Consider the following 14,842-nt stretch of genomic DNA (forward strand, 5'->3'; position numbering starts at 1 on the left):
TCTGGGAGGGGGAACTGTGGACGATCCGTGGCTCGTAACTGAGCAGATTCGCCAGACCGCCGAACGCGCCTTCAAGGAAATTTTCACTGAGAATTACCCCGGTGAACTGTCGACCGAAGAAGCCATCATCCGTCGCGCTCAAGAAGTGCTTGGTGCTGATATTGAGGTGTATCAGGGCGGAGACGAGTCGTGGGAGAACTATCTCGCCCTGACTCTTACCGAGACAATCGCCGCGCTGCTTCCTACCAAGTACATGATCCTCATCCGCAGCGACAAGAAAGCCTACTATCGGCTGTTCAATGTGTTCCACGAACTGGCTCACATCCTGTTGGGGCATCCTCCGAGTGAAGTCGAGCTCCCTCACGGTCTTAGCCTCGACAGCATGGGGCTGACGAGCGCAACGAACGCGGTACGTCACGCTAAGCAGTTTGTTTTCGATGGCGACGATTCCTCTCGGACGCATCGGATCCGCGAAGGCGAAGCTGAAGAATTCGCGCGTCTCATGGTGTCGCTCGTCATGTACCCGCGATACCGGTCGGGTGAGAGGAAGTTCGGCTAAGTGAGTCCGATCGAGAGCTTCTTCTTCACCGCCTCCTTCCTCGCCGTCACCGCCTACTTCTTGGGCTGGTTCATCGCCATCCTCGCCCGCCGACGTCCGCCGACGCGCCCATGGGTGGCAGCAGGCTTCGGGTCGGTGGGGCTGCTCGCACTGGGCGGCTTCCCGTGGCTGACGCTCGATGAGGCAGACAGCCTGTTCGGAGGAACGAACGTCTACTACTGCGTGATGCTCGTCGCCGCCTGCACGGCGATGTGGCTTCTCGTGGAGGCCGTGATCGACGTCGGCCGAGTGCGCCTCTGGTCGGTCGTCCTGCTCGTGGCGTGGATCGCGGCGTACGTGGCCGCGTTCATCGCGATCGACCGCCCGGCCACCTCGCCCAAGTTCTCGCATGAAGAAGTCGATCAGCTCCCGATGATTCTGTGCAGCGGGATCTACTTCCTCGGGCTGATGGTGCTGTTCGTGCGACTGATCGTGAAAGTCGCGAGGTTCCCCCGTCGCGCGTACTGGCCGTTCACTGTCGGCGGCGCGCTCATCATCGCCGGAGCCGCGGGCGAACTGGCCGGAATGCTGGTAGCGCGATACGTGCCCGACTCTGCCGCGACGACGAATGTCCTCTATCTCGCCTTCACCCCGGGATTCTTCGGTGGGATCCTGCTCTTCACCGCCGGCCTGTGCAGCTTCCCCGCTCGGCGTACGATTAGGGACGTCGCCGTCGACCTGAGCTCCCGAAAGCTCGTCACGATGCTGGCAGAGCGAGAAATCGCCGCCCCGCCCGTCTCATATGTGAGAGAAGGAACCGCGAGCGAGAAGAAGCTCGTGCGACTGATGACGCTACAGGTGCGCGTCACCGACGCGGTGATGGTCGGCGCAATGAAATTGAGCAACAACGAGAACGGTGTCGTTCGTCGCGCAGAGCGACTGATCGACGGTGAATTGCTAGCAGCAGGTATGGGATGGAACGAATGAACAAGTTGATCGTTGGAGCAGCAGCAGCAGGAGGCGTCGCCGTGGCCGGCGCTATCGGCTCGATCTTCGCCGCTCGCCAGGTCGTGCTTCCCGTCGATCCGCCTCAGATCCCGATCCTGCGCCAGGACGGGAAGACGATGACGCTGGCCGTTGACGGCAAGACCATCGCCCCCGGCATCCTCGGAATCTTCCGCACCGACCGCACGGGTCACGCGACACTCAGCCGCCCGATCCACACCGACCCGGTGACCGGTGCGACCACCCGGCGCATCGAATCGACCTGGGGCGCAAGCTTCGCCGGAGAGAAGGCCGTCATCTGCGAGGGCGACGTCTTCGCCGGACCGGAGGCGGTCGACCCTGACTTCGTGGAGGTCCTGGTCCCCGGGCCTCTAGGTGACTGCCCCGCCTGGCAGTTCGGGCCGGACGAGAACCCGGAGGGCACGTGGGCGATCCACGTGCACGGCATCCGCACCAAGCGGATCCACGCGCTGCGCAGCGTGCCGGCGATGACCGCGCTCGGCTACACGTCCCTCGTCGTCTCCTTCCGCGGCGACGGCGACGGCCCCGCGGTGCCTCACAGCGCGTCCATGCTCGGTCAGCGCGAGTGGGCCGACGTCGCCGCGGCGATCGACTACGCAGCCGCCCACGGCGCGCGGAAGATCGTCCTCATCGGCTGGTCCCTCGGTGGCGGTGTGGCGCTGCTCGCAGCGGAGCGCACGAGCCGCCGGGATCTGCTCTCCGGCCTCGTGCTCGTCGGGCCGGCGCTGAACTGGAAGACGGCGATCGAGCAAGGCGCCGTCGAGATGGGATTGCCTCGTCAGGTCGCGATCCTCGGCCTCGTGGGCCTGCGCAGCAAGCTCGCGAGCCGTCTCGTCGGTCTTCCGGAGCCGGTGGACTTCGACGCGCTGGACTGGGTGCGCGAGCCGCGAGCCGCCGCGCTGGGCTGCCCGATCCTCCTGTTCCACTCGGCCGGCGACACGACCTTGCCGATGGATGTCTCCCAGCGGTTCGCGAAGCTGAATGCGCCGGCCGTGGAAGTGGTCGAGACCGCAGCGACCGCCCACAACACGGAGTACAACGTCGACCCGGAGGTCTTCGACTCGACCATCGCTCGGTGGATTTCCGAGCACCAGTAACGAAACCGCTAGCACTGACATAGTGTTAACGCCATGGAAGCCCTTCCTGGCGTATCGCGAGCGGACCGTGCACTCACTGACGATGGCCGCACCGCTGATCGACGGTGGTCGGCCGTTGTCCACTTCTTCCACCTGGGCAACAGCCACCCCGTCGACTGCGCGTGCCAGCGGTGCGTGGCGACTCGCGAGCCGTCCATGGCCGATGAGGAGCTGGACGCGCGAACAGGGCTGGTGCGGCACTACCCGGTAGTGGAAATCGAGCAAGCCGCCGATGACGCGATCCTGCGGGCGGTGGCCTTGGAGACGTACTGGTTCGGCCGAGACGTCATCGCCGCCGGCTACGGGCTTCGCGCCGCGGAACGGTTCGAGGACGTCGCGGTGACCTCTCCTGACGGGGATCAGTTCGGCGTCGAAGGATGGCTCGCGGGGGATGCCTTCGAGCTCCAGTTCGCGACAGGGCTACGGGCGGTCGCGGACGAAAGCAAACTTCTGGCCCACAGATGCGTGGCGCTTCTTGAGCGCATCCCAGCAGGAACAGGGAACGCCGCGTGCGTCAGATAGCCCGCGGCGGCTCCGCGAGGTCGATCTGGCCCTTCTGATATGCCCGACTGACCTCGTGCAGGCGGTCGATCGCGTCCCAGTCGACCTTGTACGTCACGGTCTTGCGGTGTCGAACACCCGGCGCTGGCCTTCCAACGATCGCGCCAGCCTCCTCCAGGAGGTTGAGGTGACCGAAGAGGGTCACCTTGTTACGGGCCTCGGGAACCGCCTCAAGAATCTCCGACACCGTGGCCCCGTGAAGGCGCGCCGTCTCCTGCGACAGGAAGTGCAGCACGCGATTGCCGATTTCACTGGTCGTGGCACGCATGTGCATCACCTCCCTGGACGGCGGAGGGATCGGAGACGACATGAGTTCCATTGTGGCGCACTGGCCGTTTCCCCTTCACGCACGGGAGCCCGGTCGGCTTGAACCAAGCAAACTCATAAAGCTACCTAAGTTTACGTTACAGGAAACCAAAAAAACCTTATAGTGGTCGTAGCGCGCAACCGGGACGACCGGTTGCGGCACGAGCCGTAGGGGACACACATGAGGACGCCGAGTAAGGCAGCGCTGGTCGTCGCGTTCGCGCTCATCACCACCGGCTGCACCAGCTCGAGCACCGATGCCGCGTCACCCTCCACCGAGTCGGCAGCTCCCGAGACGCGCTCCGCTGAGGCACCGACCTCACCCGAGACGGCGCCGGCCGAGAGCACACCGCCGGCCGCCGCCGAACTCTCCGACGTGGAGCCGCAGCCGGAGCCGACTGTCGAGGGCGACACTGTGGCGATCGCGGTGGCAGCGACTACCGCCTTCTGCCGCCCCGCCCTGGACTACGACACCTGGATCGCTGAGCTGTACCCGTTCCTCAGCCAGCAGGCCGCGGTGGCCTACGAGACCGTCGACCCGGCCAACGTGCCCTGCACGACCCTCACCGGCGCAGCATCGGTCCGGGACGGGGACGGCGCCTTCACGATGCGCATCCTGGTTCCCACGGATGCGGGGGAGTACTCCGTGTACGTCCACCGCACCGTCGAGACCGGTCCATGGGCTGTCGAGCAGATCACCCCCCTGGCGTCGGAGTAGCCCGGTGGCGAAGGGGGGAATGGGGGTTCTCGCGGCGGTCCTGGCACCGCTTCTCGCGATCGCACTGCTGCTGTGGCTGCTGTTCTTCGGCGCCGCTGAGGACGCGGCCGCGGCGTGCCTGCCTGGCGGCGGGCCGGTGAACGTGTCCGCGATCCCCGCGGACGCGAAGGTCGGCGCCTACGGGCACGACCAGCTCGTGAACGCGGCACTCATCGTCAACGCGGGAGCCGCGAAGGGCCTCGGCGCCGATGGGCAGACCCTCGGCGTGCAGACGGCGATCGGGGAGTCCTCCTTGGTGAACATCAACTACGGGGACGGTGCTATCAACCCGGACGGGTCGGTCGCTGACTCGATCGGCCTGTTCCAGCAGCAGTCGAGCTGGGGCACCGTCGAGCAGCGCATGGACCCGACGACCTCGGCCGGCTTCTTCTACGACCGCCTCGTAGCCGTCGAGGGCTGGCAGTCGATGGAGCCCTCCATCGCGATCAACAAGGTCCAGCGCAACGCCGACCCGAACCACTACACGAAGTACCGCGCCGACGCCGTAGCGATCATGACCTACCTCAACAGCCTCGGCAGCAGCACGACCGCACCCACGACGTCGGCGGCGCCGGTGAGTGCCCCGTCGACGCCGATCGGCACTGCGCCCGCCTCCCCGGCGCCGGTCGGTGGATGCGTCGCCGTGTCCGGCGATGCGCAGGCTCTCGCAGCGAACCTCGTCGCGGCGATGGACGCAGGCAACCTGACCCTTCTCGAGGACCGGTACGCGCAGCAGATCCGCGACATGGCCGCGGGCACCCCGAAGGAGAACTGCGCGATCGACGTCCGCATTCTCCAGATCATCACGATCGCCCTGAACACGTTCGGGAAGATCGGCGTCTCCGACCTCAACCGCCAGTGCACGGGCTCGCTCCTGGGCGCCGGCACGGGTTCCTCGCACTGGATGAACGGCGGCGGCAACGCCGTGGACTTCTACAGCTTCGCCGGCACCGCCACGACCGGCTGCGACCCCAACGCCCTCCAGCTCCTTGACGTCCTGGACCCGCAGGTGCCGCAGGGCTCGCGTGCGGGCCAGATCCAGTGCCGGTCGAGCACCTATCAGCACATCACCCAGTTCGGTGACACCCCGAACCACCTGCACTTCGACGTCGCCTACGCCGACGGCCCCCTCACCACCGGATAACCGGACCCTTTCGACGTCGCGACCGCGGCGCCGATCACCCCGCACCACCCAACACAGAAAACGGAGCACACCATGTCTGCACTGCTCGCAGCAACGACCGACATCCTCACCACCGCGGGCGCGCTCGGCGCGGTCGTGCCGGACCCGGGCCCCGGCGGCATGCCCCCCGGATTCGAGGCCTTCACCACAGTCATGGGCTGGGCCAAGTGGGTCGGCCTCGGCGTCGCCGTCGTCGGCCTCATCATCCTCGGCGTCACCATGACCGTCTCCGCCCGCCGCGGCGAGGGCGGCGAAATCGGCGGCTGGCTCGGCCGGCTCCTCGTGGGTGTGATCGTCATCTCCGCCGCGTTCACGATCGTCGGGTTCCTGATGGGCGCGTAGCGTCCCCGGGAAACCGACACCACCAACAGAAAGGCAAGGGACGTCATGAACGACTCCGAACCGCGTAACCCGTTCACCAAGAAGGGCTTCATCGTCGGAGCCGTCATCGTCGGCGCACTCGCCCTCTCGGCCATCGTGCTCGGCGTGACGTCCCTCGGGACCGGGGGAGGCGGCACCACGACCGCCGCCCCCGGGACCCCCACCCCGACCTCCACCGTCTCGGCCGACGCCGAAAGCGTGTGCGGACTCTCCGGCTACGAGGAGAGCGGCACCCTCACCGCACCGCCGACGACGGAGTGGACCATCGTCGGCACCATGGCCGCTCCCAGCTCCGCTGAGGCCGGCCCCGGGGAGACCGACAGTGACGGGGTACGCACCTGCTACGCGCACACCGTCGAAGGCGCTCTCTTCGCTGTCTCGAACCTGTGGGCGATGGGCTCGGATGCTCGACTCGCGCCGCTCGCAGTGGAGCAGCTCACGGCACCGGGACCCGGCCGCGATGCCGCTATCGCCGCCGACACGCAGCAGAGCAACACCGGCACCAGCGTGCAGATCGCGGGATTCAAGGTGCTGTCCTACGACGGAGAGAACGCAACGATCGACACCGCATTCGAGCTGAACACGGGCTCGCTGATCAGCTTCCCGTCCGCGGTGAAGTGGATCGACGGCGACTGGAAGCTCGTCGTCACCGACGAAGGACAGCCGCCCTTCCGCCCCACCACGCTGCAGAACCTCGGCGGCTACATCGTCTGGGCGGGTGTCCAGTGATCGCAACCGCCACAACCGGCGGTGGAGAGGCATGCCTCCCCATCGACGTTCCCTGCTGGACCGGCGTCGCTGTCGGCAACGTCGTCTCGAAGGCGTCGAACGATGCCTTGCAGCAGTTCGTCAACAACATCTTGGAGGGCTACGGCAAGGCCATCGCCTCTCTCGGTACCGTCTGGATGAACGTCCCCTCCCCGGTCACGGTCGTGGACCAGGGCGGCGGCGTCAACGGTGGCGGCACTCCGCCGCTGCCGGAGGCGTTCGAGACGATTCTCGGCTACGTGACGTGGGTCTCTGCGGGCCTGGCAGTCATGTCCCTGATCGTTGCTGGCGTGATGATGGCGAGCCGTCGCCGGCACGGCGACGGTGAAGCTCACATGGGCCGCATCGGCGTCATCCTCTTGGCCGTACTGCTCCTCTCCTCCGCGTCGGCGCTCGTGACCGGGTTCCTGCCGCTGGCGATGCACCTGAACGAGTCCTCGAGCGTCGTCGGCTGGGTGCAGGGGCAGTTGCAGTGGTACACCGGCGGACTCGCGATCCTCGCGATCCTCGTCGCCGCCGCCCGGATGGTGTGGACGCAACGCGCGATGCCGCTGCGCGAGCTCGCCGGCTCCGTGCTGACTCTGATCGCCGTGGCCGGCGCAGGGCTGGTCGTCATCCGCCTGGCGACCCAGGCGGGCGATGCGTTCTCGATCTGGATCCTCAACAACTCGACCGACTGCGACGTGTCCCAGCAGGGCGAGAGCAACTGCTTCGGCACCAACGTCTTCGCGATGATCAGCCTCACTGCGACCTCCGGCATCGGCCTGATCGGTCTCTTCCTGCTGGGCATGCTCGCCGTGTTCATGACCTACGTGCAGATCGCGCTGATGGTGTTCCGCGGCGCGATGCTCGTCGTCCTCGCCGGCATCTTCCCGCTCGCCGCGTCGTTCACGAACACCGAGATGGGTCGGCAGTGGTTCAAGAAGGCGATGGCCTGGACTATCGCCTTCATCCTCTACAAGCCCGCCGCGGCGATCGTCTACGCGATCGCCTTCCGGATGACCGGCACCGACCTGTTCAAGTCGGACGGCACCGGGCTCTTCCAGATCGTCACCGGCCTGGCCCTGATGCTCATCGCTCTCGTGGCTCTGCCTGCGCTGATGCGCTTCCTCGTCCCGGCCGTCTCCTCGGTCGGCGGCGGAGGCGCGGCAGGTCTGCTCCTGGGCGCTGCGGCAGTCTCGGCCGCTGGTGACGTCGCGACGGGTGCGATCCGCGCGAGCAGCAACGGAGGCGGCGGCGGCGGGAACGGCGGCGGTGGAGGCGGCAACAGTTCGTCCACGGACGGACCGTCCGGCAGCACGTCGACGCCGGGCTCGCCGACGTCGTCGCCGGCCGCTGACCCGTCTGGGTCGGCGTCGACGGCCGGCAGCGGCGCAGGTGCTGGTGCCGGAAGCGCGGCGACCAGCGGCGCGGGAGCCGCTGCGTCGAGCGGCGCCGGGGCCGGGGCAGCCGCGAGCGGCGCCGCGGCCGCGGCCGGATCGATCGGCGCCGGTATCGCCGTCGCAACGAAGGCCGCGGAGGGCGCGAAGCACGCCGCGCAGGCCGTGAAGGCCGGCACCGACGAGGCGACCGGCAGCAACGAGAGCGGGAGCTAACCCATGACCAGCACAGCAACCGATCCGATCAAGGCCCGCACCTACGGCAACTGGCGAAAGCCTCAGACCGCCGGCCTCGGCGGGCTGGGACAGCTCGCCACCCTCGTGATGTTCGTGGGCATCGTCGCCTCGATCATCGCGTCCATGTTCTCCGGCCTAGGTCCCGCACTCATCGTCGCCGCCATCTTCGGCGGCATCCTCCTGACCGTCTCGGTCAAGGACAAGCACGGGCAGAGCGCCCTCGGAAGGATGGTGGTCCGCGTGAACTGGTGGCGTACCAAGAGCAAGGGAGCAAACATCTACCGCTCCGGCCCGATCGGCCGCGCGAAGTGGGGCACCTTCCAGCTCCCAGGCCTGGCCGCGCCCTCGCAGCTCACCGAGCACGAGGACTCCCACGGTCGCCGGTTCGCTCTGATCAGCACCCCGATGACGAAGCACTTCACCGTCGTGCTGGCGACGGAGCCGGACGGCGCCGCGCTGGTGGATCAGGAGCAGATCAACAACCAGGTCGCGGAATACGGCATCTGGCTCGCCAACCTCGGAGACGAGCCCGGCATCGAAGCCGCGTCGGTCACCGTCGAGACGGCGCCCGACACGGGCACGCGCTTGCGCGGTGAGGTCGAGGGGTCGATGGACCCGGACGCGCCGCTGTTCGCGCGAGCGATGCTCCAGGAGGTCGTTGAGACCTACCCGGTCGGGTCGGCCACGATCCACGCCTACATCGCGCTCACGTTCACGGCGACCGCGCGGATCAACGGGAAGCGCCGCAATGCCAAGGAGGTCGCCGCGGACCTCTCCGCCCGCATCCCCGGCCTGACGTCTTCTCTCGCGGCGACGGGGGCGGGCGCGGCGCGGCCCCTGAGCGCGCAGGAGTTGTGCGAAGTCATCCGCACCGCGTACGACCCCGCCGCGGCGCTCCTGATCGATCAGGCGCGCGCAGAGGGCGAGACGGCGGACCTGTCCTGGACCGACGTCGGCCCTGCGGGTGCCGAAGCGCACTGGGACTCCTACCGTCACGACGGAGCGGTGTCGACGTCGTGGACCATGACCGCGCCCCCGCGCGGCGTCGTCCAGTCGAACATCCTCGCTCGCCTGCTCGCGCCGCACCGTGACATCGCCCGTAAGCGCGTCACCCTGCTCTACCGGCCCATCGATCCCGCCCGCGCCGCAGCGCTCGTGGAGGCGGACCTGAACGCCGCCCAGTTCAACTCCTCCGCGTCCACCAAGCCCACGGCCCGCTCGACGCTCTCGACCCGCTCGGCGCAGGCCACGGCCGCGGAGGAAGCCTCCGGCGCCGGGCTGATGAACTTCGGCCTGATCGTCACCGCGACCACGCTGCAGCGTGGTCAGGAGCCCGAAGCGCGCGCCGCGATCGACTCCCTCACCTCGGCCGCCCGCCTGCGGATGCGGCCGGCGTTCGGCTCGCAGGACTCCGCCTTCGCCGCCGCGCTCCCGCTGGGGCTGGTCCTGCCTCGGCACCTGCGCATTCCCAACGAGATGCGGGAAATCCTGTGACGCACCCCGCCACCACCAGGACGGCACTGGACACACGTCCGGTGCCGTCCCGGGTTAACCCTCAGCCCTCACCCGTCTTTGTCGCCGTTCCGACCCTTCTTGGAGGCCCCCAGTGAGCAGCACCACCAAGTTCTTCTCCCGCCACCGCGACACCGAGCCCGTCGACGTCCCCGCCGACGTCGACGGGGACGAGCTGCCGACCGGTGCCGTCGACGTCGACCAGAGCGAAGAGGCCGGCGACGTCGACGCGCTCGACTCCGCCACGCCCACGGGCGCGGTCGGAGCCCCGACGACGGCGCAGGCCGCGGCGACGTCGACGGACGCTCGCGCCCGTTCACGCCGCGTGCGGAAGGCTGAGGAGGAGGCCGCCGCAGCTCGCGCCGCCAGCTCTCCTCTCGCCCGCGAGAAGCCCTCGAAGCGGTCGCGGAAGAAGCGGGCGATCCCGCACCAGGGCGGCAGACAGAACATTGAGAAGGAGTCGGCGCCGAAGCGCCCGATGCGGCCGACGTCGACGGGATGGCTCGGCCGCGGCGGCGGACAGGCCGTCTCGATTCAGCCCGCCGATGAGTTCCGCGCAACGACCGTTCAGGTGTGCGGGCTGTACCCGTTCTCGGTCGGAACGGGCACGCCCATGATCGGCGTGCCGCTGGGGAAGAACCTCACCACCGGGGCCTCCGTGTTGTGCGACCCGATCAGCTGGTTCCAGCGGGCGCAGCTCATCTCCAACCCGTCGATGTTCGTCCTCGGCAAGCCGGGTCTGGGAAAGTCCTCGCTGACCCGCCGCATGGCGACCGGGCTCGCCGGGTACGGCACGATTCCGCTGGTCCTCGGGGATTTGAAGCCTGACTACGTGGATCTGATCCGCGCGATGGAGGGACAGGTCATCACCCTCGGCCGTGACCGCGGCTACCTGAACATCCTCGACCCCGGCGAGGCGACCAGCGCGGCGAAGCGCCTGCGCGACGACGCCGACCAGGCGCTCGAGCAAGCCGCGGAGCTCGACGCGCGCGGCGGCGACTCCAAGGAGCTGCGCCTGCGTGCGGTGAAGGCGCAGCGCCTCGCTGCTCAGGTGCTCGCGGACGCTCACGGCCGCCGGCACACGATGATCGCAGCGCTCCTGACGATCCTCCGCTCTCAGCCGCCCACGGACCGGGAGGAGACGATCATCGACCGGGCGCTCAAGTACCTGGACGAGCACCACGAGGGCATCCCCGTCCTCGCGGACCTGCTCGCCGTGATCCAGGCCGCGCCGGACGAGATTCGACAGGTCGCGCTCGACCGCAACGACCTCAAGCGGTACAAGGAAATCACCGAGAACCTCGAAGCGTCGCTCATCGGCCTCACCTCCGGTGGCCGGCTGGGCGAGATCTTCTCCCGCCAGACCACCACCCCGATGCGGCGGGACCGGCCCGTGGTCTACGACGTGTCCTCGATCGATGACTCCGAAGGTGACCTCCAGGCGGCGATCCTCCTCGCGTGCTGGTCCGCCGGGTTCGGGACGGTCAACGTCGCCGCGGCGCTGGCCGATGCGGGGATCGAGCCCCGCCGGCACTACTTCGTGATCCTGGACGAGCTGTGGCGGGCGCTGCGCGCGGGAAAGGGCATGGTCGATCGCGTCGACGCGCTCACCCGCCTCAACCGTGCCCGCGGTGTCGGCCTCGCGATGATCAGCCACACCATGTCCGACCTCCTCGCGCTCTCCAGCGAAGAGGACCGGATGAAGGCCCGCGGATTCGTGGAGCGCTCCGGCATGGTCATCTGCGGCGGCCTTCCCGGTGCGGAGATGCCTCTGCTCACGTCGGCGGTGCCGCTGTCCGCGAAGGAGCAGGAGATGCTCACGAGCTGGCAGGACCCGCCCGCCTGGGATGGCGTCTCCGGGAAGGAAGCGGACCCGCCCGGCCGTGGCCTGTTCCTGATCAAGGTGGGCGGCCGTCCCGGCATCCCCGTCCGCGTCCACCTGACCGCGGCGGAGAAGGACGTCAACGACACCAACAAGCTCTGGCACACCACGAGCCGCGCAGGCCGCGCGAACGAGCCCCTGGCGACCGATCCGGTCATGGTGGAGATTCTGCCGTGAGCGTCCTCGTCGCCCTCGGTGCGAGCTGCGTCGCGCTCGGCGCGGCCGGCGCCGCGATCGTCAGCGTGATCGCCGCCCGCCGCCGGGGGGGCGGCGGAGCGCGATCGGTTTCTACTCACGGGCTGTTGGACCGGGGTCGCCCTCATGGCGGGCTTCGTCGCCTGGGACAGTGGGACCGGGTGATCGCATGAGCTGCGCGTCGACGGTCGTCTACGACGGCTACCTCTGGGGCTGCTCGATGACGACGACGCTCCCGCACACCGACCACATGACGGACCTGCCGGTCGAGTACGCCGACAACGGCCAGGCCCTCCTCACCTGGGGCACCAGCCGGCAGGCGACCAGCGACGACACGACGGCCCCCTACGACGGGCCGATCTACGAGCGGTGCGAGCCGCGCCGGTTCCTGCCGGTATCCGTTCCGCTGCTCGAGCGGGCGACGTCGTGATCGCCGCCCGCACCGGGGGCGCGCTGCTGCGGGGTCCGCTCGGCCAGATCGGCGCGGTCGCCGGGCTGCTGGCGGTCGCGGTCCTCGTGGCCACGGCCGCCACCCTCGCGTTCACCGCACAGGTGCAGCACGCGATCCCCGCTCAGACCACTCTCACCAGCCCCGCACCGACCGAAGGAGCCGCACCATGAGCCTCACGAACAACCGCCGGAAAGAGCCCGGGAAGGCCAGTAACGGCTTCGGAGTCGCGTTCGCGGCCGGCGGTGTCCTGATCATCGCTCTGACCATCTACATCGCGGTCCGCGTCGGGTCCCAGGTCGACGGCGTGAATCCCGACATGGACACCGACCCGTCGAACTTTTTCTCCGTCGTGGTCGACGTGTTCTGCGGCCGACTCGTCTGGCCAGGCACCGCGACGCTCATCGTCGCCGGGATCGGCGCCGTGGTCGTGTTCTTCGGCACCCTGTTCCTGATCGCGAAGAACGGCGGGAAGAAGAACCGGACCCCGATCGACTGGACCGCCCGCCACACCGCGACCTCCGCGGAGATGAGCCACATGCGCGGGAAGGAGGCGAAGGAGAAGTCGGCCCGACTGGGCGTGACCGACTCGTTCGGTGTCCCTCTGGGTGACCTGCTCAGCGACGGTCGACCTCTCTACGCCTCGTTCGAGGACATGGTGCTGCTGCTCGCCGGCCCCCGCGTGGGCAAGTCGACCTCGTTCGTCATCCCCGCGATCACGGGCGCTCCCGGGTCCGTGGTCACGACCTCGAACAAGCGCGACGTGCTCGACGCGACCCGCGACCTCCGCGCAGCACGGGGGCAGGTGTGGGTGTTCGACCCGCAGCGCGTCGCGGTTGAGCCGCCGTCGTGGTGGTGGAACCCGCTCTCCTACGTCACCGACGACACCAAGGCCGCGAAGCTCGCGCAGCACTTCGCGTCCGGATCCAGCGAGGTCGGCGCCCGCTCGGATGCGCACTTCGAGCCGTCCGGTCGCGAGCTGCTGGCAGGCTTCTTGCTCGCCGCGGCCCTCGATGGCCGACCGATCACGGACGTCTACGAGTGGACGACGAAACCCGGCGACGAGACGGCCGGAGACATCCTGGCCTCGAGCGATTTCCCGCTGATGGCCAAGAGCTTGCAGGGCGCGACGCGGTTGGAGCACCGGGAGCGCGGATCGGTGTACTCCACTGCCCGGCGCATGGCGTCCTGCTTGAAGGACTCCGGCACCCGCCAGTGGGTGAACCGCACCAGCGAGAACGACACCCGGCCGGAATTCGATCCGGCCGCCTTCGTCCGCTCCACCGGGACGCTCTACAGCCTGTCCAAGGAGGGCGCCGGCAGCGCAGGCCCCCTCGTCCTCGCCCTCACCGCCGCAACGGTCGAGGCCGCGGAGGAGCTGGCCGCGGTGTCGCCCGGCGGCCGGATGCAGACCCCGATGCTCGGCGTCCTCGACGAGGCGGCGAACGTCTGCCGCTGGCGCGACCTCCCCGACCTCTACAGCCACTACGGCTCGCGGGGGATCCCGATCATGTCGGTGTTCCAGTCCTGGTCACAGGGCGTAAGCGTGTTCGGGAAGGAGGGCATGGACAAGCTGTGGTCGGCCGCGAACGCGAAGATCTACGCCGGCGGAATCTCGGAGACGGGGTTCCTGCGGATGGTGTCGGAGCTGATCGGCACCTACGACCGCGAGACGACCTCCGCGAGCATGAACAAGGGCGTGCGCTCGACCACCAGCGCGTTGAAGCGCGAACTGATCCTCGACGTCGCGGAGCTCGCGAACCTCCCCACGCCCAAGAAGGGGCGCAAGATCGGGCGGGCGATCCTGATGTCCTCGGGCTCGCGTGCCGCGATCCTGCGCACGGTGCCGTGGTTCGACGGCCCCAAGCCGCTCGTGGCCGCGATCAACGCCTCCATCGCGAACCACCGACCTGGCGCAGCGCCGACACCGACGCCGCCGCCGGCCCCGGAGCAGGGACACGGCTTCACGCCGGTGACGGACTCATGAGCGATGACTTCTACGGGGGCGTGGACGACGAGGCCGCGCCTGCGTCAGCGGCCGACGAGGCGACGAGTGCCCCGGAGAGCGAAGAGCCCACGACGCATTTCGGGTCGGCGGATGAGTTCGTGCGCAAGCAGCTCATCGGCACCTACCGGCGCCGAGTGATGGCGCAGGGCTCCGGTGCAGGTCTGCGGTGGAAAGCAGCCTGGTGGGAGTCCAAGGAAGCACAACAGCGCATCGAGGCGCTGTGGCGGGCCTGGGAGGCCGCACGCGCCGACCCGAAAGCCGGGATGAGTGCGTGGTGGATCAACCACTGCGATCCGCACATGAGCGTCCTACTCTCTGCGGACGGGCCGTTCGCTGACTCGACGGACGAGAACCGGCTCGGTGAACCGCTGCCTTACACGGCACCGGTAGAAGGCACTTTCCCGTCCGATCTACAACCGCCGCTGTACACGCAGCGCCCATCCAGAGAAAACGCCTGAGAGGCGCTCTGAGGACGTAAGAAGGGGAGCACCGTCCGGTGCTCCCCTTCTTCGTTCTCGACGCTCC

At 68.5% G+C, this 14,842-nt stretch carries 16 protein-coding genes; 15 read left to right on the forward strand and 1 reads right to left on the reverse strand.

Annotation, left to right across the window (positions count from 1 at the left end; genetic code table 11):
- The first annotated feature begins 16 nt into the window (after positions 1-16).
- The 4 genes from C5C24_RS08945 to C5C24_RS08960 all read left to right on the forward strand — a co-directional run bounded on the left by C5C24_RS08945 (position 17) and on the right by C5C24_RS08960 (position 3,222).
- Positions 17-559, forward strand: a complete 543-nt coding sequence (locus C5C24_RS08945; protein WP_104224220.1) for an ImmA/IrrE family metallo-endopeptidase — start codon at positions 17-19, stop codon at positions 557-559.
- Positions 560-1,525, forward strand: coding sequence for a hypothetical protein (locus C5C24_RS08950; protein ID WP_104227113.1), 966 nt, complete (start codon positions 560-562; stop codon positions 1,523-1,525).
- A complete protein-coding gene (locus C5C24_RS08955) occupies positions 1,522-2,661 on the forward strand; it encodes a S9 family peptidase (protein ID WP_181072913.1) in 1,140 nt (379 codons plus the stop codon). The genes C5C24_RS08950 and C5C24_RS08955 overlap by 4 nt, the downstream gene beginning before the upstream one ends.
- A gap of 195 nt (positions 2,662-2,856) precedes the next feature.
- Positions 2,857-3,222: a hypothetical protein gene (locus C5C24_RS08960; protein WP_104227112.1), complete on the forward strand. Its 366-nt coding sequence runs from the start codon at positions 2,857-2,859 to the stop codon at positions 3,220-3,222.
- Here C5C24_RS08960 and C5C24_RS08965 read toward each other — a convergent pair.
- Positions 3,215-3,529 carry a hypothetical protein gene (locus tag C5C24_RS08965; protein ID WP_146078849.1) on the reverse strand — a complete coding sequence of 105 codons (315 nt, stop codon included), beginning with the start codon at positions 3,527-3,529 and terminating at the stop codon, positions 3,215-3,217. The two genes, C5C24_RS08960 and C5C24_RS08965, sit on opposite strands and share 8 nt — an antisense overlap.
- A 219-nt stretch (positions 3,530-3,748) precedes the next feature.
- On the opposite strand from C5C24_RS08965, the gene C5C24_RS08970 reads away from it, so the two are divergent.
- The 11 genes from C5C24_RS08970 to C5C24_RS09025 all read left to right on the forward strand — a co-directional run bounded on the left by C5C24_RS08970 (position 3,749) and on the right by C5C24_RS09025 (position 14,775).
- Positions 3,749-4,285 (forward strand): hypothetical protein, encoded by a 537-nt coding sequence (locus C5C24_RS08970; protein WP_104227110.1) that lies wholly within the window; start codon positions 3,749-3,751, stop codon positions 4,283-4,285.
- A gap of 19 nt (positions 4,286-4,304) precedes the next feature.
- On the forward strand, positions 4,305-5,468 hold the full coding sequence (locus tag C5C24_RS08975; protein WP_104227109.1) for a hypothetical protein: 1,164 nt from the start codon (positions 4,305-4,307) through the stop codon (positions 5,466-5,468).
- A gap of 72 nt (positions 5,469-5,540) precedes the next feature.
- A complete protein-coding gene (locus C5C24_RS08980) occupies positions 5,541-5,849 on the forward strand; it encodes a hypothetical protein (protein WP_104224227.1) in 309 nt (102 codons plus the stop codon).
- Positions 5,850-5,894: 45 nt separating this feature from the next.
- Positions 5,895-6,617 (forward strand): hypothetical protein, encoded by a 723-nt coding sequence (locus C5C24_RS08985; RefSeq protein ID WP_104227108.1) that lies wholly within the window; start codon positions 5,895-5,897, stop codon positions 6,615-6,617.
- Between the two features lie 107 nt (positions 6,618-6,724).
- Entirely contained in the window at positions 6,725-8,251 is a 1,527-nt protein-coding gene (locus C5C24_RS08990) for a hypothetical protein (protein ID WP_104227107.1), read from the forward strand.
- Positions 8,252-8,254: 3 nt separating this feature from the next.
- Positions 8,255-9,766, forward strand: coding sequence for an SCO6880 family protein (locus C5C24_RS08995; protein ID WP_181072914.1), 1,512 nt, complete (start codon positions 8,255-8,257; stop codon positions 9,764-9,766).
- 496 nt (positions 9,767-10,262) lie between these two features.
- Positions 10,263-11,843, forward strand: coding sequence for an ATP/GTP-binding protein (locus C5C24_RS09005; RefSeq protein WP_243616529.1), 1,581 nt, complete (start codon positions 10,263-10,265; stop codon positions 11,841-11,843).
- Between the two features lie 187 nt (positions 11,844-12,030).
- Complete coding sequence (locus C5C24_RS09010; protein ID WP_104227105.1) at positions 12,031-12,291, forward strand: hypothetical protein; 261 nt, start codon at positions 12,031-12,033, stop codon at positions 12,289-12,291.
- Positions 12,288-12,482, forward strand: a complete 195-nt coding sequence (locus C5C24_RS09015; RefSeq protein ID WP_104227104.1) for a hypothetical protein — start codon at positions 12,288-12,290, stop codon at positions 12,480-12,482. Before C5C24_RS09010 ends, C5C24_RS09015 begins: the two co-directional genes overlap by 4 nt.
- Positions 12,479-14,296 carry a type IV secretory system conjugative DNA transfer family protein gene (locus C5C24_RS09020; protein ID WP_104227103.1) on the forward strand — a complete coding sequence of 606 codons (1,818 nt, stop codon included), beginning with the start codon at positions 12,479-12,481 and terminating at the stop codon, positions 14,294-14,296. Before C5C24_RS09015 ends, C5C24_RS09020 begins: the two co-directional genes overlap by 4 nt.
- Positions 14,293-14,775, forward strand: a complete 483-nt coding sequence (locus C5C24_RS09025) for a DUF4913 domain-containing protein (RefSeq protein WP_104227102.1) — start codon at positions 14,293-14,295, stop codon at positions 14,773-14,775. Before C5C24_RS09020 ends, C5C24_RS09025 begins: the two co-directional genes overlap by 4 nt.
- Positions 14,776-14,842: the final 67 nt, after the last annotated feature.

The sequence above is a fragment of the Rathayibacter sp. AY2B3 genome, from assembly GCF_002931755.1.
In the GTDB taxonomy this organism is placed as follows: domain Bacteria; phylum Actinomycetota; class Actinomycetes; order Actinomycetales; family Microbacteriaceae; genus Rathayibacter.